The 19,411-nt window shown below is 63.5% G+C and carries 14 protein-coding genes; 4 read left to right on the forward strand and 10 right to left on the reverse strand.

Annotated elements, in window-relative coordinates:
* Positions 1–28: 28 nt before the first annotated feature.
* From SO140_RS06695 to SO140_RS06730, 8 genes are all read right to left on the reverse strand, one after another.
* On the reverse strand, positions 29–1,210 hold the full coding sequence (locus SO140_RS06695) for a substrate-binding domain-containing protein (RefSeq protein ID WP_449377703.1): 1,182 nt from the start codon (positions 1,208–1,210) through the stop codon (positions 29–31).
* Between the two features lie 118 nt (positions 1,211–1,328).
* Positions 1,329–3,380, reverse strand: coding sequence for an acyl CoA:acetate/3-ketoacid CoA transferase (locus SO140_RS06700; RefSeq protein ID WP_449377592.1), 2,052 nt, complete (start codon positions 3,378–3,380; stop codon positions 1,329–1,331).
* A 208-nt stretch (positions 3,381–3,588) separates the two neighbouring features.
* Positions 3,589–4,908 carry an MFS transporter gene (locus SO140_RS06705; protein ID WP_449377591.1) on the reverse strand — a complete coding sequence of 440 codons (1,320 nt, stop codon included), beginning with the start codon at positions 4,906–4,908 and terminating at the stop codon, positions 3,589–3,591.
* Between the two features lie 198 nt (positions 4,909–5,106).
* Positions 5,107–6,540 carry a sigma-54 interaction domain-containing protein gene (locus SO140_RS06710; RefSeq protein WP_449377590.1) on the reverse strand — a complete coding sequence of 478 codons (1,434 nt, stop codon included), beginning with the start codon at positions 6,538–6,540 and terminating at the stop codon, positions 5,107–5,109.
* Positions 6,541–6,834: 294 nt separating this feature from the next.
* Entirely contained in the window at positions 6,835–8,571 is a 1,737-nt protein-coding gene (locus SO140_RS06715; protein WP_449377702.1) for a putative bifunctional diguanylate cyclase/phosphodiesterase, read from the reverse strand.
* Between the two features lie 221 nt (positions 8,572–8,792).
* Positions 8,793–9,755 (reverse strand): sensor histidine kinase, encoded by a 963-nt coding sequence (locus SO140_RS06720; RefSeq protein ID WP_449377589.1) that lies wholly within the window; start codon positions 9,753–9,755, stop codon positions 8,793–8,795.
* Between the two features lie 390 nt (positions 9,756–10,145).
* Positions 10,146–11,522: a cytochrome P450 gene (locus SO140_RS06725; protein WP_449377588.1), complete on the reverse strand. Its 1,377-nt coding sequence runs from the start codon at positions 11,520–11,522 to the stop codon at positions 10,146–10,148.
* Positions 11,523–11,643: 121 nt separating this feature from the next.
* On the reverse strand, positions 11,644–12,885 hold the full coding sequence (locus tag SO140_RS06730) for an LLM class flavin-dependent oxidoreductase (protein WP_449377587.1): 1,242 nt from the start codon (positions 12,883–12,885) through the stop codon (positions 11,644–11,646).
* A gap of 249 nt (positions 12,886–13,134) precedes the next feature.
* Between SO140_RS06730 and SO140_RS06735 the strand changes: the two genes are divergently transcribed.
* Both SO140_RS06735 and SO140_RS06740 read left to right on the forward strand, forming a co-directional pair.
* Positions 13,135–14,541, forward strand: a complete 1,407-nt coding sequence (locus SO140_RS06735; RefSeq protein ID WP_449377586.1) for an MFS transporter — start codon at positions 13,135–13,137, stop codon at positions 14,539–14,541.
* Positions 14,542–14,681: 140 nt separating this feature from the next.
* Positions 14,682–15,878, forward strand: coding sequence for an extracellular catalytic domain type 1 short-chain-length polyhydroxyalkanoate depolymerase (locus SO140_RS06740; RefSeq protein ID WP_474800035.1), 1,197 nt, complete (start codon positions 14,682–14,684; stop codon positions 15,876–15,878).
* Positions 15,879–15,962: 84 nt separating this feature from the next.
* Here SO140_RS06740 and SO140_RS06745 read toward each other — a convergent pair whose 3' ends face one another.
* Positions 15,963–16,265, reverse strand: coding sequence for a hypothetical protein (locus SO140_RS06745; protein ID WP_449382634.1), 303 nt, complete (start codon positions 16,263–16,265; stop codon positions 15,963–15,965).
* Between the two features lie 130 nt (positions 16,266–16,395).
* Here SO140_RS06745 and SO140_RS06750 point away from each other — a divergent pair, with 130 nt between their 5' ends.
* On the forward strand, positions 16,396–16,767 hold the full coding sequence (locus SO140_RS06750) for a winged helix-turn-helix transcriptional regulator (RefSeq protein ID WP_449382633.1): 372 nt from the start codon (positions 16,396–16,398) through the stop codon (positions 16,765–16,767).
* A 161-nt stretch (positions 16,768–16,928) separates the two neighbouring features.
* On the opposite strand, the gene SO140_RS06755 is transcribed toward SO140_RS06750, so the two are convergent.
* Positions 16,929–17,603 carry an MBL fold metallo-hydrolase gene (locus SO140_RS06755; protein ID WP_449382632.1) on the reverse strand — a complete coding sequence of 225 codons (675 nt, stop codon included), beginning with the start codon at positions 17,601–17,603 and terminating at the stop codon, positions 16,929–16,931.
* Positions 17,604–17,776: 173 nt separating this feature from the next.
* Between SO140_RS06755 and SO140_RS06760 the strand changes: the two genes are divergently transcribed.
* Entirely contained in the window at positions 17,777–19,381 is a 1,605-nt protein-coding gene (locus tag SO140_RS06760; RefSeq protein ID WP_449382631.1) for an alpha-amylase family glycosyl hydrolase, read from the forward strand.
* Positions 19,382–19,411: the final 30 nt, after the last annotated feature.

Genomic DNA, 19,411 nt, shown 5'->3' on the forward strand with positions numbered 1-19,411 from the left:
CGCAAGCGGGGGAGGTGAAGAAAGAAGCTCAGCGCTTGTTGCGGATCGGAACGTTCATGTCCTCGATCTTCAGCTCGCGCACCGGCTCGAGGATGGCCCAGGCAACGTTCGGATCGACCTTGACCTTGAAGTGATACATGCTCTGGAGCGCCTGATGGTCTTCTTTGCGGAACACCATCTTGCCCTTCGGCGTGTCGAATTCCATGCCTTCCATCGCCGTGATCAGCTTCTCGGTGTCGGTCGACTTCGCCTTGGTGACGGCGGCGACGACGGACATCGCAGCGGCAAAGCCACCCGCGGTGAAGAAGTCCGGCGGCGCGTTGAAGCGCTTCTGGTGCTCGGCCACCAGCCAGTCGTTCACCGGGTTCTTCGGGATGTCATAGTAGTAATAGGTCGCGCCTTCCATGCCCGGCAGCGCCTTGTATGCCGCGAGCGCCGGCAGGATGTTGCCGCCGGTCGAGAGCTCGATGCCGTAGCGTTTCGGATCCATGTCCTGGAGCTTGGCCAGCGGATTGCCGGCGCCCGCCCAGATCACCCAGATCACCTTGCGGCCCGGCTTGTCCTTTAGCGCGTCGAACAGACGCTGGCCGACCGCGGTGAAGTCGGTGGTCGAGGTCGGGGCATATTCTTCGGCAGCTAACGTCGCGCCGGTCTTGGCCAGCGCCTCCTTGAAGGCGGCGACGCCGTCGCGGCCGAAGGCATAGTCCTGAGCCAGCGTCGCAACGGTGACGCCCTGCTTGCCGATCGCGACCGCGTTGGAGATCGCGTCCTGCGAGGAGTTGCGCGCGGTGCGGAAGATGTAGCGATTCCACTTCTCGCCGGTAATCTGGTCCGCGACGGCAGGCTCGACGATCAGAATCTTCTTGTTCTCTTCGGCAACGGGCAGGATCGCCAGCGCCGCGGCCGACGACGTCGTGCCGATCGCGATATCGACCTTGTCGTCCTGATAGGCTTCGGCGAGCGCGGCCTTGGCAAGGTCCGGCTTGCCCTGGTCGTCCTTGGTGATGATGACGATCTTGCGACCGTCGAGCGTCATGGTGCCCTTGGTGGCGTATTCAAAACCCATTTGCAGGCCGGTCTCGGTCTGCTTGGCATAGGCCTCCAGCGGACCGGTCTTGCCGTAGATCAGCGCGATCTTCAGGTCATCTGCGCGCGCGGCGGTGGCTGCGGCGAGGCCAAAAATCGTTGTTGCTATGGTTGTTGTTATTATGACTGGTAAACGCAAGATGGTCCCTCCTGATTGATTTTGTTGGGCAACAGCGATTTGCACAGCGCGGCGAACATTGCAATTCAACCTTCCGCCTGAAATCGCGCATGCAAGGCCTGCATCATTTTTGAGCCTGCCGCGCGCCGCGTGACGCGCCGTCATCGCGTCCGTCCGTCCCTTCGATCTGCCGCCAGTCCGACTGCGCTTCGGCTGCGCTCTCGAAGATGTGCGGTGCTACGCCGCGCTTCTCCAAGGCCTCGCCGAGCTTGATGCGCAGGAACCCTGAAGTCGTATAGCGCGACACGCCGGAATAGAAGCGGTCGACGAGGCTGCGGACCATGGCCGAGTAGTCGTCCATCAGCTCGGGGAGGATCGAGAAGTTGTCGTAGTTGACGATGGCGTAGACCCGGCGGCCGAGCGGGGCGAGCCTGGCCTCGACGATCCGCGCGATGGCGTCGATATCGGCCTTGCTGCGCAGGGGATAGCGTTCCAGGTTGACGAAGAACAGGTTCTGCTGCTCGTCCAGCGTGAAGCGCTGGTCGAGCGGGATCGTCAGAAGCCGTTCGCGCAGCTCCATCAGATCGTCGCGGAAAATGCGCGCGTCCATCGGGGCGGGGTCGCGCGGGATCAGCGGCTTGAAGTCCATCAGGCGCAGGATGTCGCGCTCGATATCGATGCCGGGGGCGACCTCGACGAGCTCGAGGCCGTCGGGTCGTAAGCTGAAGACGCAGCGCTCGGTGACATAGAGCACGCGCTGCCCACGCGCCGCCGACACGACGCCGCTGAAGGTGACGTGCTCGACATGGTCCACGAACTTGCGCGACTTCGCTTCCTGGACGATCGACAGCCTGCCGTCGCTGACCGCAATGGCCTGCTTGCCCGCGCCGAAGGTGCCGACGAACACGACCTCCTTGGCGTTCTGGCTGATGTTGATGAAGCCGCCGGCGCCGGCAAGCTTCGGTCCGAACTTGCTGACATTGAGATTGCCGGCACGATCGACCTGGGCAAGGCCGAGGAAAGCCGCATCGAGCCCGCCGCCGTCGTAGAAATCGAACTGGTAGGGCTGGTCGATCACGGCCTGCGTGTTGATCGCCGCGCCAAAGTCGATTCCGCTGGCGGGGATGCCGCCGATCACGCCGGGCTCGGCCGTCAGCGTGATGAGATCGATGATCCGCTCCTCGTTGGCAATCGAGGCGATTCCCTCGGGCATGCCGATGCCGAGATTGACGACGCTGTTGGCCTTCAATTCGAAGGCGGCGCGGCGGGCGATGATCTTGCGCTCGTTCATTGGCATTGCGGGGAGCGACGTGGCACGCACCCTGATCTCGCCCGAGAAGGCCGGGTTATATTGCGTGCCAAAAGTCTGCCAATGGTGCTCGGGCTTTGCCACCACGACGCAGTCGACGAGGATGCCGGGGATCTTGACCTGGCGCGGATTGAGGCTGCCGCTTTCGGCGACCCGCTCGACCTGGGCGATGACGATGCCGCCGGAATTATGCGCGGCCATAGCGATGGCGAGCGCTTCAAGCGTCAGCGCCTCCTTCTCCATGGTCAGGTTGCCGTCGGGATCGCCGGTGGTGGCGCGAATGATCCCGACATGGATCGGAAACGTCCTGTACAGCAGGCACTCCTCGCCGCCGATCTTGATCAGCTCCACCATGTCCTCGGTGGTGCGCGCGTTCAGCTTGCCGCCGCCGTTGCGGGGGTCGACGAAGGTGCCCATGCCGACGCGGGTGATGTGGCCGGGACGGTGCGCGGCGATGTCGCGGAACAGATGCGTGATGACGCCCTGTGGCAGGTTGTAGGCCTCGATCTGGCCCGCGATTGCGAGCTGCTGCAATTTGGGGGCAAGTCCCCAATGCCCGCCGATCACGCGGCGGACCAGGCCCTCATGCGCGAAATGGTTGAGGCCGCGATGCTTGCCGTCGCCCTGGCCCGCCGCATAGACCAGCGTCAGATTCTGCGGTTTGCCTTGCGTATAGGGCGCATCGCCCTCGTTGGAGAGATAGAGCTCCTCCAGCGCAATCGCAATCTCCTCGGCAAAGCCGATGCCGACGAAGCCGCCGGTGGCGACCGTGTCGCCGTCGCGGATCAGCATGACGGCTTCCGCCGCCGTGACGATCTTGCCCTTCTCGGAATTGCGTAGGTAAGGCAGAGCTGGGTGCTGGCTCACGGCGTTTCTCCCGATCCCTGGACCGCATGCCGTTATTGTTGCTCTAAAGCATGATCCGGAGAAGTGTGAAGCGGTTTTCCGGAAAGATCATGCTCAAACAACAACCTAAAGCGCGATGACGATTCTACCTAATCTCATCGCGCTTTGGTCGATCTTATCGCGGGGAGCGACCCTCGAACAGGCCGCTCCCTGCGGCGCTAGACGAGGCTCAGGCCGCCCAGGCCTGAGCTGTTTTGCGTGTTTCGGTGGCGAAGTAGACCGACACAATGGTGATGATCGCGAGCACGATCATGTACAGTGAGATCGGCCAGGTTGCCGGCGCATAGGCCGTCATCAGACCGGTCGCGATCAGCGGCGACAGCGCACCGGCGAAGATCGAGGCGAGATTGTAGCCGAGCGAGACGCCGCTATAGCGCACCTTGGTGCCGAACAGCTCCGACAGGAAGCTCGCCTGCGGGCCGTACATCGCCGCATGTCCGACGGCGAGACCCAGCACGATCGCGATCCAGGCGGCTTGCGGATTCTTGGTCGACAGCAGCATGAACAGCGGGAACGACATCAGCGCGGAAAAGACCGCGCCGAAGATGTAAACCGGCCGCCGCCCGACGCGGTCGGAGAGCGCGCCGAACGCAGGGATCGTGAACGTCTCGATCGCGGCCGCGATCAGAACGCCGTTCAGCATGTCCTGCTTGTTCATGCCGAGCGATTGCGTCGCATAGGCGAGCACGAAGGTTGCATAGATGTAGAAGAAGCCGTTCTCGGCGAAGCGCGCGCCCATCGCGAGCAGAATGTTCTTCGGATACATCCGGATCGCCTCGAGGATCGGCATCTTCACTTCCTGCTTGGTGTCCTTGACCTTCTGGAACTCCGGCGATTCCGCGATGGTGAAGCGGATCCATAGGCCGACCAGCACCAGCGCGATCGAGAACAGAAACGGGATGCGCCAGCCCCAGGCATAGAGCTGCGCGTCGGTCAGCATCGACGAGACGACCGAGAACACCAGCGTGCCGAGCACCAGGCCAAGCGGCGCCCCGAGCTGCGGCCAGCTCCCGTAAAAGCCCTTCTTGTCCTCGGGCGCGTGCTCGACCGCCATCAGCACGGCGCCGCCCCATTCGCCGCCTAAGCCAAAGCCCTGGATCAGGCGGCAGGCGACGAGCAGGATCGCGGCCCAGATGCCGGCGGTCTCATAGGTCGGCAGGAAGCCGATTGCCGCGGTCGCAGCGCCCATGATCAGAAGCGTCAGATAGAGCATGGTCTTGCGGCCGATCTTGTCGCCGTAGTGGCCGAACACGACGCCGCCGAGCGGGCGCGCGATGAAGCCGAGCGCATAGGTCGCAAACGCCAGCAGCGTGCCCATCATGGGGTCGAAGGTCGGAAAGAACAGCTTGTTGAAGATCAGCGCGGCGGCGGTGCCGTAGAGGAAGAAATCGTACCATTCGATCGCCGTGCCGATCAGGCTCGCAGTGGCGACGGTGACGTGCGATGGCTGCTTTGCCTGAAGCTGATTGACTGTGATCGCTCCACTCATCTTGGGTTCTCCCTGTTTTTGCCAAGCGCGCACTTGCAACATGCGTCTTTGTGCAGAGCGAAAAGCAAGCTCCGCGCCAGATGCGGCGGTTGTGGGCAAAGTGGCTGAAAACCCGGCAATTCGCGCATCGGCGACGGGAAGGGAGCGCGGTGCGCAGTGTCCGGAGTCTGAGACTCCGGACACTTTCAGTCTCGAAACTCAGACGGAAGCCGGTCCCGAGGCGAGGCCGAACTTGGCGAGCTTCTTGTAGAAGGTCGCGCGCGAGATCTGGAGCATCTTTGCGGCTTCCGAGATCTGGCCGTTGCTGGCGGCGAGCGCCTGCTCGAGCGTGTGCTTCTCGAACTCGGCTTCCGCTTCGGCATAGGGGACGATGGTGCCGCCCGTGCGGACCTGCGCCACAGGTCTGGTGTCCCCGACGGGCAGGATGCGGGCAAAATCCTCGCCGGTCAGCCGTCCCGAGTCGCTCAGGATCAGCGCGCGCTCCAGAATATTGCGGAGCTCGCGGACGTTGCCGGGCCAGTCGTAGCGGGCAAGCGCGGCGAGCGCGCTCGGTGTGATCTTCGCGTTGACGTAGTCGCCGGTCGCACTGATGTCCTCGAGCAGTCGCGCGCAGATGTCAGGAAGATCGCCGAGACAGTCGCGCAAGGGCGGCAGGCCGATCGAGAGCACGTTGAGCCGGTAATAGAGATCGGCGCGGAACGCGCCGTCGCTGACACGCTTGTGCAGATCCACATTGGTCGCGGCGACCACGCGCACGTCGATCTTGGTGACCTTGTCGGAGCCGAGCGGCTCGATCTCGCGCTCCTGCAGCACGCGGAGCAGCTTGGCCTGGAGCTGCAGCGGCATCTCGCCGATCTCGTCGAGGAACAGCGTGCCGCCATCGGCGATGCGGAATTTTCCCTCGCGGCCCTTGCGGTCGGCCCCGGTATAGGCGCCCGGCACTGTCCCGAAGAATTCCGACTCGATCAGCGTGTCGGGAATGGCGGCGACGTTGACGCTGACGAACGGCTTTTCGGCGCGGGAGGAGGCGTTGTGGATGGCCTGCGCCAGCATCTCCTTGCCCGTCCCGGTCTCGCCGGTCAGCAGCACGGTGACGTTCTGCCGCGCGGCGCGCGCCGCCAGCTCCTTGGCCTGTGCGATGCCTGGCGTCGCGCCGACGTAATCGGCAAAAGTGAAGCGTGCGGCGCGGACATGCGACAATTGCCGCCGCGCCAGTCGCAGATCGCTCTCGAGCTGAGTGACACGCGCGAGCAGCGGCTTCAGGCCCTCGAGGCGGTCATAGAGCACGAAGCCGATGGCGCCGATGATGTTGCCGCGCTCGTCCTCGATCGGCATGCGGGTGACGACGAGCTGCTCGCCGCCGAGCTCCATGATGTCGAGGATGATCGGCTCGCCGGTCTCCACCACCCGCCGCATCAGGCTGTTGGGAATGATCTCCTCGATCGGACGTCCGAGCGCCTCGGACTCGTGCGAAAGGCCGATCGCGGTGACGTATTTCTCGTTGACATAGACCACGCGCCCGCTGCGATCGATCGCAATGGCACCCTCGCAGAGATGCTCCAGCCGCTCGAACAGCGTCTCCATGGCGCGGGCGCGAATATAGGCGGAATCGCTGACGACGGAGGCGGACATGGCGTACCTCGGTGGCTGCCAAGCGAGGCAAGCCCGGACGTTCGCCTGCTTCTTAGCAAAAGGCCAGCAATTTCAAAGGGCGAAAACTCGTCCAGCACGTCGTCCTGGACAAGCGCAGCGAAGCGGAGCGCAAATCCAGGACCTCCGCGCGAGCGCTCTGCGCTCGTCGCGATTACCACAGGAAGTGGTTTGGCGAAGACTCGTGGTTACCAGCTCGCGCCACGACTCCTTCCTGGGGTTGTGGGTCCCGGCCTTCGCCGGGACGACACTGAGAATGTTGCACCAGCGCCGACCCTATCGCCGGTATCCGCTCGCGCGCGAATAGCCCTGGCGGTTCTGCTGCGCCGGGCGGCTTGCGGTGCTGACGCGCGCTTCGCTGGCCGCGGGCGTTGCGAGCTTCAGCTCCTCCAGGAAGATCGGCCGGGCGAAGTAATAGCCCTGCGCATAGCGGATCTTGGTCGCGGCCTGGAGATAGGCCAGCTCCTCATAGGATTCGAGGCCTTCCGCGATGACTGTCATGCCCAGCGCCTCGCTCAAGGATTCGATCGCGCGCAAGATGCCCTGGCTGCGCGGGCGCTTATGGATGTCGGTGATGAAGGAGCGGTCGATCTTGAGCTCGTCGGCCGTGATGTCGGCGAGAGCCGAAAGCGAGGAGTAGCCGATGCCAAAATCGTCGATGGAGATGCCGACGCCAAGCTTGCGGAACATCGGCAGGATCTCGGACTGAAAAAGATTCGTGGCGACGAAGGCGTCCTCCGTCACTTCGATCATGAAGCGTTTCGGAAAGCCGGTCTCGTCCAGCGCCCGCGCAAAAGAGCGCATGAATTCGGGATTGCCCGCCTGCTTGGCGGCGATGTTGATGCTGATGCTGGCTTCCGCGCCAAAGGTGTCGTTGATCAGGTCGATCGACCGCACGATCTCGGCCAGCACGAGATGGGTGAGCTCGTCGATCAGCCCGAGCTCGACCGCGAGGTTGATGAACGAGCCCGGTGCCTGGATCACGCCCTCGTCGTCGCGCAGGCGCACCAAGGCCTCGATGCCCTTCACCGCCTGCGTGCGGATGTCGACCTTGGATTGGAAAGCGCAGCAGAAACGCTTCTCGAGAATGGCGAGCCGCAGCGACTGCTCGATCTTCATGCGCGCGAGCGCCTCGCGCTCCATGCCGGAATCGAAGAACGCGGCGGAGCCCTTGCCGTCGTTCTTGATGCGGTACATCGCGATGTCGGCATTTTGACGCAGCACCTCGAAGGAGCGGCCGTGATCGGGATAGAGGCTGACGCCGACCGAGGTGGAGGCGAAGATCTCGGAAGAGTCGATGAAGAAGGGCGCGGTGAGGCGTTTCAGCGTCGCCTGGATAAATTCGGCGACCTCCTCCTCGCTCTTGATCGGCGAGAGCAGCAGCAGGAATTCGTCGCCCGAGATCCGCGACAGCATGTCGGTTTCGCGCAAGTCGCGGCCGAGCCGCTTCGATAGCTCAACCAGCAGCGCATCGCCGACCGAATGACCGTAATAGTCGTTGATGTGCTTGAAATTATCGATGTCGAGAAAGGCGAGTGCGAAACGTTCGCCGCTGTGCTCGCGCGCCAAAATGCCGTTGGCGCGGTGCTCGATCACGCGCCGGGAGGGCAGGCCGGTGAGCTCGTCGAAATAGGCCGAGCGAAACAGCTGGTCCTCGAAATTCTTCTGCTCGGTGATGTCGGAGGAGGTGGAGATGAGGAGATCGCGGCCGGCAAGGCGGACCGGACGATGGGTGGTGAGCAGGACCTGGCGCGCGGTGCCATCATGGACGGATTCCTCGGCCACCACCGGCTGGCCGCCCCGCATCGCCTGCTGGCAGGCCTGGCGGCGCTGCGCCAGGTCCGGTGTGGGCCGGTTGCCATCCATGCCGAGATGGCGGGCGGCGGCATCGTTAACCAGAATGAGGTCGCCGCGCGCGTCCTGCACGGTCACGCCGGCAGGCAGCATTCTAACGATTTCCTTGAGAAATCCGAGCTCGGCATCAGTCGCGCCGCAGTATTTGCTGTCGTCCATAGAATTCATGAATCTTGTTGTTCGGGCGCGGCTTTGTAATGGCGCGATCTTGCCGAAGTCCCTCTTAGTTTTGGTTAAGGGATACGCAGAAATACAGGCGTGGTTTCCACAACCTGTTCGCGCCGGCACGCGCGGCACCCATCGTCATTAACAGAGTATCAACGGCACCTGCGAAACCGCGAGGAATGCGCGCGGACTGCTTTGGCTTTGCCGCCAAAGTGTCAGGATTTGGGAATGCGACATTGCATGATGCAATGAACGCCGCTCTTCAGGTATGAGATCTCGGTCTTGCCGTCGAAGGCGATTAGCGCCGATTTCAACAATTTGGTGCCGAAGCCCGGTGCCGAGACCTTGTCGACGCTGGGTCCTTCCGTTTCGTCCCACGTGATGGTGAGACGATCGTCGGAGACGGTCCAGGACACCTGCAACAGGCCGCGTGGTGCAGAAAACGCACCATATTTGCTCGCATTGGTGGCGAGCTCGTGAAACATCAGTGACAGCGTGACCGCAAGCTTTGCCGGCAGGAACAGCCGCTCGCCGTTCAGCGAGAAGCGGACATGGCCGTAAGGGCCGAGCTCGGAAATCAGGAGGTCGCGTATGTCGCAGCCGGAATTGTCGACGCGCGCGATCAGATCGTCAGTTGCCGCCAGCGACCGCAGCCGCGGATCGACGCGGGCCCAGACCTGCGGCTGGTCATGCAGCACCTGATGCAGCACCGCGTGCACGGTCGAGAGCTTGTTCTTCAGCCGGTGCTGCAATTCGTCGACCAGGAGCTTGCGATAATCCTCTTCCTCGATAAGGCGCTTGGAGATCCGCCGCTGCTCGATGAGCAGTGAGCGGTAGTGCTCGACGCCCCAGATCGTGAGCGCGGTGACGGCCCAGTACAGCACGAGCAGGACGAAGCGCGCGGTGTCGGCATGGGCATCGCCGAAATTCAGGCTGACGCCAAGCACGCCGCCGATCAGCGCGGTGATGACGCCGATGCGCAGGCCCCCGAATGCGGCGGCAAAGAACACGGCCGGAAAATACGGCGTGAAGAAGATGTCCGGCCGCACCTGGGCGAGGCCCCAGCGCACCAGCGTCGCGAGCACGAGACAGATCGTCGCAAAGCCGACGCTGAGCGCCAGCGAAGGCGGCGAGATGCCGAGCCAGCCTTTCCGGAATTCGTCGACCAGTTTCATCATCTGCCGTTCAACCGCAAAGCGAACTCGGAAGGCGGGCTGCAAATGAAGGCGCTGCACAGGCCGCCTGCGCAAGCATAGCTTGCCCCGGCATTGGCAGGCGGGACTATTGGCCCTTGGAACGACGACACCGCGCAGTGCCGGTCGATTGGCCTTGAAGCATTCGAAGACAGGAACATCCCATGGGCAGGCTGGAGCGACCAGCAGAAGTCTTTGTCGCTGAAGGTGCCAAAATTGTGATCGCGAGGTGGCGTATACCGGAAGGCGAGGCAGGGCGGGATTCGTAGGGTGGGCAAAGACGCGCTCTTCGCGCGTCGTGCCCACCATCTCTCCACGATTGCGACAGACGTGGTGGGCACGCTTCGCTTTGCCCACCCTACGATCTCGACGATGTCACACCGCCTTCACCACAACCCGCAATCCGTCGCGCGGCTTCGGGATCGGCCACATCTGCCAGTCCGGCTTGTAGCCCGGCTCCAGCGATACCTCGAGATTCTGCAAGAAGTGCCGCGCAAAGCATTTCGCCTGCATGTAGGCGAAGTGCAGGCCGAGGCACATATGCGCGCCGCCGCCAAAGGGTATCCAGGCGAAGCGGTGACGGTTGCGCTGCGCCTCCTCGGTGAAGCGTAAGGGATCGAAATGATCCGGCTCCGGCCAGATGTCCTTCATGTGATGGGTATAGAGCGGATTGACGCCGACCGCCGTGCCGGCCGGAATCGTAAACCCCTTGAACGTGAAGTCGCGCATCGCGCGGCGCGGCATCGACGGCACCGGCGGCTTGATCCGCAGCGCCTCCTTGAACGCCATCTCCGACAGCGGCATCTTTTCGAGATCGTCGAAGCTCGTCGGCGCGCCAGCCGACAGTTTTAGCGCCGTAACCTCGTCGCGCAGCCTGCTTTGCCATTCCGGATGCGCCGCGAGCTCGCCGATGAAGGACGTCAGTGACGAGGTCAGCGTGTCATGCGCGGCCATCATCAGGAAGCTCATATGGTCGATGATGTCCTGCTCGGAGAGCAGCGCGCCATCCTCATGGGTGGCGTGGCAGAGCTGCGAGAACAGGTCCTCGCCGCCTTGCCTGGCGCGGCGCAGCGGAATCTGCTCCCTGAAAAAGGCGACGATCCGCTTGCGCCCGTTCACGCCGCGCGCCATCTGCGTGCCCGGCAGGGGGCGGCGGATCGGGGTGACGGCGGCCGCCACCATGTCGACGAAGGCGCGGTTGATTTCGTCGACCTCCGGCCCGATATCGGCGCCGAGGAACGACGTCGCGGCGAGATCGAGCGTGAGCTGCTTCATCGCCGGATAGATCTGCATCACGCCCGGCTTCGTCTTCCACTGCGCCACTCGCGCCGCGATGCCCTTGTCGAGATCGCTGAGATAGGACTTCATCGGCCCGGACTTGAAGGCGACCGACAGCGCCTTGCGGTGCAGGCGGTGCTCGTCGAAATCGAGCAGCATCAGGCCGCGTGGAAACAACAGGCCGAGCACCTTGTTCCAGCCATGGGTCGAGGAGAACAGCTTTTGCTGGTCGAACAGCACGAGCTCGTTTGCTTCGGGCCCGAGCAGCACGACATTGGTCTCGCCGAAAATGTGGGTGCGATAGACCGGCCCATATTTCGCCCCGGCCGCCTCGATGTGCCCCTTGGGGTCGGCCAGCACCTGGAGCGTCTTGCCGATGATCGGCCAGCCCTCGTCACCCGGAATGTGCTTGAGCTCGTTGCGCCTGGGGGCGGTCCAGCTGATCGCGGGCGAGGCCACACTCTGCATCGACATGGCGTTGGCTCCGGTTGTTGACCGAACGGGATCGTGCGACCACGCGGCCGGCTACGCAGTCAGCATAGCACAGTTGGGGCGGAACCGATGTGACGGCGTTCGCAAGCGAATGCCGCGGACCCTAGGCCTGCCTTTTCGCCGCCTCCTTCTGCAAATCCGGCGCGTTGACGGCGGGGATCGCGACGCGGCCGGGGCCGGTCTGCTTCAGGGCCTCGGCGGCCTTCTCGTTCTCCATGATCTTGGCCATCACCGCCTGGCCCGCGCGCTCGAAGATCGCACGGTTCTCGATCACGAATTTTTGCGACCTGCGAAGTCCGTCGATGTAGCCGTTGATCTCGGGCACCACATAGCGCGCGACCATGTCCCAGCTCCGGCGCGTGGCTTCCGGATTGGCCCAGTCGTGCACGAAGCCGATGATGGCGCCGACGCCGCCGGACACCTCCATCACGTTCTTGATGGTATTCACGAGATCATAGGGCGTGCCGATGGTGGAGGCCGCGCCGTCGACGAAGGCGGTCTTGTCCACGGCCTCGTCCGGCGAGGAGAACGCGGTCAGGCCCGGCCGTTGCAGCGTGCCGACATTATATTCGTTGTGCCAGCGCATCAGCCCGGCGCCGGCCTCGCGGCGGGCCTGCTCGCGGGTTTCGGCGATGTGCCAGGTGAGCAGCACGCGCCAGTCGGCGCGATCGACCTTGGTGCCGTGCTTTTTCGCGGCATCCTCGGCGAATTCCCATTGCTGACGCAGCGACATCAGGCCCTGCGTCGTCATCGAGCCAAGCGAGATGATGCCGATGCCATATTTGCCGGCGAGCGTCATGCCGGAGGGTGAGATCTGCGAGGCCACCACGAACGGCATCTCCTCCTGGAGCGGCAGGAGCTGGAGCGCGGCGTCGTTCATCGTGAACCAATCACTCTTGGCAGTGACGCGCTCGCCATTGAAGAGGCGGCGGATAATGGCGATCGCCTCGTCCTGACGGTCGCGCTGCGTCATCGGGTCGATGCCGAGCGTATGTGCGTCGGATGCGAGCGCGCCGGGGCCGGAGCCGAAGATCGCGCGTCCGCCGGTCATGTGGTCGAGCTGCACCATGCGCTGGGCGACGTTGAACGGATGGTGATAGGGCAGCGAGACGACGCCGGTGCCGAGCCTGATGCGTTTGCTGCGCTCGCCGGCCGCTGCCAGGAACATCTCTGGCGACGCAATCATCTCCCAACCGGAGGAATGATGCTCGCCGCACCAGAACTCGTCATAGCCGAGCGCGTCGAGTTGCTCGACGAGGTCGAGATCGCGCCGGAACTGGAGCATCGGATGCTCCCCGATCGGGTGATGCGGGGCAAGAAAGGCTCCGAATTTCAGGCGCGCCATGGCGTTCTCTCCGGCTGAATTTTCTGTTTGTTTGGTCCGCGAAGCTACGTGCTCGCGCATGCGAAGGCAATCGCGCCGTCTCCCGCGCGGCGGAATGCAGCTATGTGCGGGGATGAGAGCGACCGTGCTTCTTTTCTCTCTTGCCGCAGGCGGAAGGAAGAGTGCGCGAATCCTACCTCGGAGGTAATCGCTCCGCTGCATCCAATCTGAAAGCATCCGGCCAGAGAAATTCGAAACGGGCGCGTGCCAATGCATCGGATCGTCGCAAAGCCGCTGGATTCAAGTCGCCGCTGGTGGGTGTTGGCGATCGTGGTGGCCGCGCAGTTCATGTTCGGCGTCGACGCCTTCGTGGTCAACGTCGCGATCCCGACCATCGCGGTCGACCTGCATGCGACGCCGGCGCAGATCGAATCCGTGGTTGCGATCTACCTGATCGCCTATGCGACGCTGGTGGTCACGGGCGGTCGGCTCGGCGACATCCATGGCACGAAGAACGTGTTTCTGGCCGGTGTTGCCGGCTTCACGCTGACCTCGCTGTGGTGCGGGCTTGCGCAATCCGCTTCCGAGCTGATCATCGCGCGGCTGGCGCAAGGCGCAACCGCGGCACTGATGGTGCCGCAAGTATTGGCGACGTTGCATCTTCTATTTACTGACGGGTCGCGCCACCGCGCGTTTGGCATCTATGGCATCGTGCTGGGGCTCGCCGGTGCCGCCGGCTTCCTGCTCGGCGGCCTGCTCTTGACGATCGACCTTGCGCATGCCGGCTGGCGCTCGGTGTTCTTCGTCAACGTGCCGTTCGGCCTCCTCATCATCGCCGCCGCGATGCGCATCATGCCACAGGCCACGCGACGAGTCGGCACGCGGCTCGACGTCGCCGGCAGTCTTGTCTTGTTCGCAGGCTTGTTGTGCCTGATCGGGCCGCTGCTGTTCGGCCACGATGCTGGCTGGGCGCCGTGGCTCTGGGGCGTGGTGGCCATTGGAGTCGCTATGCTCGCGTTCTTCCTGCGCCTGGAGCACGCCGTGGCGCGGCGCGGCGGCATGCCGCTGATCGATCTCACGCTGTTGTCGGACTCTGCTTTCCTGCGCGGACTTGGCGCCGCGTTCTTTTTCTTTCTCGCCAATCTGTCCTTCTACCTGATCATGACGCTGTTCATGCAAAAGGGGTTGAAGATTCCGCCGCTCGCGGCCGGCAGCGCCTTCATTCCGCTCGCGTTCGCCTTCGTCGTGGCGTCGCGCCACAGCGGCGTGCGGGCGCGGCATCGTGGCACCAAGGTGCTGATCGAGGGCTGCGCGCTTCAGACCGCGGGTCTCGCGGCGCTCGCGCTTCTTGCCTTCTCTGTCGATGCGCCGACGCCGGTCATGCTTGCGCTCACCATGATCATCTTCGGCTATGGCCAGGGTCTCGTGATGGCGCCGCTCTCGGGTGCCGTGCTCTCGACGGTGAAGCCTGTCGCGGCAGGCTCGGCATCCGGCATGTACGGCACAACCATTCAGATCGGGAATGCAGCCGGTGTCGCCGCAATCGGTGCGGTATTCTTTGCTGTCGAATCGTTGCACTCATCGCGTGCAGGTTTTTTTGTCGCGATCGCCCTGTTTGCGACGTTAATCATGATCTGCGTCGCATTTCTGACATGGATGCGCCGCGCGCCCGCATGAACTCTAGGCAACGTTGTCGATTGCGTAGTCGAATTGCCCGTTAATTCACGGGGATTGACGGCACACAGACTTTTTATTTTGCGTCGCAGCAACTATCTGTTTTGGGGTGGCGTTGGAAGTTGCCCCATCAGGAGCTGTCGGTGTCGTTAACCAGGAATGTCGATCTCTTAAGACGTCTGCCAAAGCTGGACGGTCTGCGCTTTGCCGAAAACTTGCGCGGCACGGGCCAGCACAGTCCGCTGACGGAGATCACCGGATTCGGCTCTAATCCCGGAAACCTGCGCATGTTCGCGTACGTACCGGCGCAATTGCAGCAGGTGCGTGCACTCGTCGTCGTGCTGCATGGTTGCGGCCAGACCGCGGCTGGTTACGATCTCGGCGCCGGATGGTCGACGCTTGCAAAGCATTACGGCTTCGCGCTGTTGATGCCGCAGCAGCAGCTCGCCAACAATGCCAACACCTGCTTCAACTGGTTCAGTCCGGAAGACACTGCGCGCGACAGCGGCGAGGCGCGCTCGATTCGCGAGATGATCGCGCACATGGTCTCGACGCACGGCATCGACGCGCGGCGCATCTTCATCACCGGCCTGTCGGCCGGCGGCGGCATGACCTCGGTGATGCTTGCGACCTATCCGGAGGTTTTCGCGGCTGGCGCCATCATTGCGGGCCTGCCCTACGGTGTGGCATCGAATCTGCGTCAGGCTCTCGATGGTATGTTTCATTCGCCGGAGCGCCCTGCGCGCGAGCTCGGCGATCTCGTGCGCAAGGCGTCCGACCATCGCGGTCCCTGGCCCAAGATTTCGGTTTGGCACGGCAGCGCCGACCGCACCGTCAATCCCGGCAATGCCGATGAGATCGTCAAGCAGTGGCTTGACCTGCATGACCTGCCGCTGACGCCGATGTCGGAAACCGTCGTCGACGGCTATCCACGCCAGGCCTGGTGGAATGCGGACGGCGAGACCATCGTCGAATCCTTCGCCATCACCGACATGGCGCACGGCACGCCGCTCGGCGTCGCCGACAACGATCATCGCTACGGCATCGAAGGCGCCTTCCTGATCGAGGCGGGCATTTCTTCGTCGTATCACATCGCAAAATTCTTCGGCCTGACGGAATGGATCCGCAGCGCCGCGCCCGAGAAGAAGCCGACCGCGGCGGCGAAGCCGGCGCCGGCCCTGTCGCCCGCGCCGCATCTTGCAAGGTCGATCCGTACCGCCGTTGCCGAGCCGCAAGGAAATGCAAAGCTCAAGGCCAAGCCCGGCAAGAAGGCCAGGCGTCGCCTCGACCTCAGCGCCGTCATCACGCGCGCGCTGACGGCCGCTGGCCTGATGAAGTAGAACCAATCCCAACTGTCGTCCCGGACAAGCGCAGCGCGGATCCGGGACGATGTTTGCGTTTTTGGCGCAGCAATCCGACCAGCGCTACGCCGTCTGATCGATCAGCTCGATCGGCGTCACCGTCACCTCGCCGTCGGCGACCTTTCGCGTCATCTCGGTATAGTGCTTGAAGAAGTCGCGCGATTGCAGGGTCTTCTGCGCGGCATCGTCGGTGACGCTGGCAAGGTGGAGATAGCTGTTGTCGTCGCGGTTCTTCATGCAGCGATAGCCGATCCGTCCCTTCAGCTCCGCATCCTCGTTGATCGCCTTGATGAAGCGGCCGATCTCCTGGTGCCAGGCCTCCGTCGTGCCGTTCCTGAACTGATACGTGATCATGAAGTGCTTCATGTGACGCTCCCTTCGTCGTGTGCGTCATCATCTGCGCCTCGTGAGCAGTTCTGCAAGTATGGACAAAATTGATAGTATGGACTTTTTCGGCATCCCTCCTATCCTCCTGTGAGCGCAGAGAGGTGACGAGATGGCGAAAGCGAGATCGGCCCTGCGGAGCTGCCCGGTCGCAGCCTTCCAGAAGATGATCGCAGGCAAGTACAAGCTGCGGATTGTCTGGGACCTGAAGGACGGCCCGCGCCGCTATGGCGAGATCAGGAGCGGCCTGCTCCGAGGTGCCGCGGGCAGCGCCGAGATCACCCCGCGGGTGCTCAGCCGCGAATTGAAGGCGCTCACCGAGAGCGGGCTGATCGACCGCCGCGATTTTGGCGTGGTGCCGCCGAAGGTCGAATACCGCCTCACCCGCAAGGGCAAGAGCTTCGTGCCCGTGATTGCGGCGATCCGCGATTGGGGCGAGCGGCATTTGAGCGAGCCGGCGGCGCTCGCAGATGCCGCGGAGTAGGGCAGCCTAAAACTCGCTGCGTCGCAGGACCTTCATGGTGAGGAGCGCGGAACGCGCGTCTCGAACCATGAAGGCCCGTCTCTCACGCGCGGCTATCGTTCGAGACGCCCGCTTATCGCGGGCTCCTCAGGATGAGGGCGTGTGCTCGTGACGCAGTAAAGCTACATCTCCCCGGTGATGAACGGGTTCGTCATCCGCTCATGGCCGATGCGCGAGCCCGCGCCATGGCCGCAGATGAAGCCGACGTCGTCGCCGAGCGGCAGGAGTTTCGTCTTGATCGAGTTGATCAGCGTCGCGTGACTGCCGCCGGGCAGGTCGGTGCGGCCGACCGAACCTGCGAACAGGACGTCGCCGACATGGGCAAAGCGCAGCTCCTTGTTGAAGAAGACGACGCTGCCGGGTGAGTGGCCCGGGCAGTGCAGGATGTCGAAGGAGAGATCGCCGATCGAGACGGTGTCGCCTTCCTCCAGCCAGCGGTCCGGCGCGAAATTGCGCACGCCGCTCATGCCGAAGCGCGCGCCGCTCTCGACCACATTGTCGAGCAGGAACTTGTCGGCGACGTGCGGCCCTTCGATCGGCACCTTCAGTGCGTCGCGCAGGTCGGCGGCACCGCCGACGTGATCGATATGGCCGTGCGTCAGCCAGATCTTCTCCACGGTCACGCCGGTCTGGCTGATCGCGTCCAGGATTTTTGGAACGTCCCCGCCGGGATCGATCACCACGGCCTTCTTGCTGGGCTCGTCCCAGATGATGGTGCAGTTCTGCTCGAACAGCGTCACGGGAACGATGATTGCGCCCGCTTTCGCCGCCTGGGATTGTTCGGTTTGCTCGGTCATGGCCTCACATTGCCGATTTTTGGCGGCCCGCCAAGCAAAAGATTCGGCATTCCGGATGCGGGAACAGGCGCTTCCGCCGTCACACGGCGGTCTCAAAGGCCTGCTGGTCTGAACCCCAGCGTTGCCAGCGCGTTGCTTGGCGCGAGGCAGATTTCGAAGGTGGCGATTCCAGCATGGCCGAGAACGACGAAAACTGGTGGCGCGACGGCATCTTTTATCAGATCTACCCGCGCTCGTTTCAGGACACTGACGGCGACGGGGTCGGCGATCTCGCCGGCATCCTCAAGCGCCTTCCTTACGTGAAATCGCTTGGCGTCGATGCCATCTGGCTGTCGCCGGTCTACCGCTCGCCGATGGCCGATTTCGGCTACGACATTTCCGATTACACCGGCATCGATCCCCTGTTCGGCACCATGGAGGATTTCGATGCGCTGCTTAAGGCCACGCATGAGAGCGGGTTGAAGCTGATCCTGGATCTCGTGCCGAACCACACCTCCGACCAGCATCCCTGGTTCATCGCCAGCCGCTCCTCGCGCGATAACCCCAAGCGCGACTGGTTCATCTGGCGCGATCCGGGCGCGGGCGGCGGGCCGCCGAACAACTGGCTGTCCGAGTTCGGTGGCAGCGCGTGGCAATATGACGAGGCGAGCGGTCAATATTACTACCATGCCTTCCTCGCCCAGCAGCCGGACCTCAACTGGCGCAACCCTGACGTCCGCGAGGCGATGTATGGCGTGATGCGGTTCTGGCTGGAGACGGGCGTCGACGGCTTTCGCGTCGACGTCATCTGGCACCTGATCAAGGACGCGGACTTCCGCGACAACCCGCCGAACCCGTACTATGTCGAGGGCCGGCCGCCGAATGAAAAAATCCTCACGCAATATTCGACCGACCAGCCCGAGGTGCACGATGTGATCGCCGAGATGCGGCGCGTCACGGACGCCTTTGGCGCGCGCGTCTTGATCGGCGAAATCTATCTGCCGCTGCATCGTCTGATGGCCTATTACGGCAACGATCTCACCGGCGCGCAGATGCCGTTCAATTTCGCGCTGCTCTCGACCTTCTGGAGCGCACGCTCGATCGAAAAGATCATCGAGGACTACGAGAAGGCGCTGCCGAAGGGTGCCTGGCCGAACTGGGTGCTCGGCAATCACGACCGGCCGCGCGTCGCAAGCCGCGTCGGGCCGGAGCAGGCGCGGGTCGCCGCCATGCTGCTGCTGACGCTGCGCGGTACGCCGACGCTCTATTACGGCGACGAGATCGGAATGAGCCAGGTCGCGATCGCACCCGAGGACGTCCGCGATCCCTTCGAGAAGAACGTGCCCGGCATCGGCGTCGGCCGCGACGGCTGCCGCACCCCGATGCAATGGGATTCCTCGAGCTTCGGCGGTTTCTCTCAAGTTGCGCCGTGGCTGCCGCTGCCGGAGATCCACGTTCATGAGAACGTGGCCAATCTCGAAGCCGACAGGTTATCGATCCTCAATCTCTACAAGCGCCTGATCATCTTGCGGAAGGCGCACCCGCAACTGGTCGCCGGCGATTATCATCCGATCGCCGCGCAAGGCGACCTCTTGATCTATCGCCGGCAGGCGGGCGGCGAGGCGCTGGTCGTCGTGCTCAATCTCGGCCCCGACCCCGTCGCCGTCACCACCAGCGCCATCCGCTTCGGCAGCGAGATCCTGCTCTCCACCTTTCTCGACCGCGAGGGCGAAGAGCTCGAGGGCGTGCTCGACTTGCGCGGCAATGAAGGCGTGGTGATCTTGCCGGGGCGATCCTGATCGTCGTCCCGGCCTTCGCCTGGCCTTCAT

The organism is Bradyrhizobium sp. UFLA05-108, from assembly GCF_059803455.1.

Excerpts from the sequence above, each read along its gene's own strand:
- SO140_RS06705 (WP_449377591.1), bottom strand. The coding sequence starts at position 4,908 with ATGAGTGGAGCGATCACAGTCAATCAGCTTCAGGCAAAGCAGCCATCG.
- SO140_RS06710 (WP_449377590.1), bottom strand. The coding sequence starts at position 6,540 with ATGTCCGCCTCCGTCGTCAGCGATTCCGCCTATATTCGCGCCCGCGCC.
- SO140_RS06715 (WP_449377702.1), bottom strand. The coding sequence starts at position 8,571 with ATGGACGACAGCAAATACTGCGGCGCGACTGATGCCGAGCTCGGATTT.
- SO140_RS06720 (WP_449377589.1), bottom strand. The coding sequence starts at position 9,755 with ATGATGAAACTGGTCGACGAATTCCGGAAAGGCTGGCTCGGCATCTCG.
- SO140_RS06725 (WP_449377588.1), bottom strand. The coding sequence starts at position 11,522 with ATGTCGATGCAGAGTGTGGCCTCGCCCGCGATCAGCTGGACCGCCCCC.
- SO140_RS06730 (WP_449377587.1), bottom strand. The coding sequence starts at position 12,885 with ATGGCGCGCCTGAAATTCGGAGCCTTTCTTGCCCCGCATCACCCGATC.
- SO140_RS06735 (WP_449377586.1), top strand. The coding sequence starts at position 13,135 with ATGCATCGGATCGTCGCAAAGCCGCTGGATTCAAGTCGCCGCTGGTGG.
- SO140_RS06745 (WP_449382634.1), bottom strand. The coding sequence starts at position 16,265 with ATGAAGCACTTCATGATCACGTATCAGTTCAGGAACGGCACGACGGAG.
- SO140_RS06750 (WP_449382633.1), top strand. The coding sequence starts at position 16,396 with ATGGCGAAAGCGAGATCGGCCCTGCGGAGCTGCCCGGTCGCAGCCTTC.
- SO140_RS06755 (WP_449382632.1), bottom strand. The coding sequence starts at position 17,603 with ATGACCGAGCAAACCGAACAATCCCAGGCGGCGAAAGCGGGCGCAATC.
- SO140_RS06760 (WP_449382631.1), top strand. The coding sequence starts at position 17,777 with ATGGCCGAGAACGACGAAAACTGGTGGCGCGACGGCATCTTTTATCAG.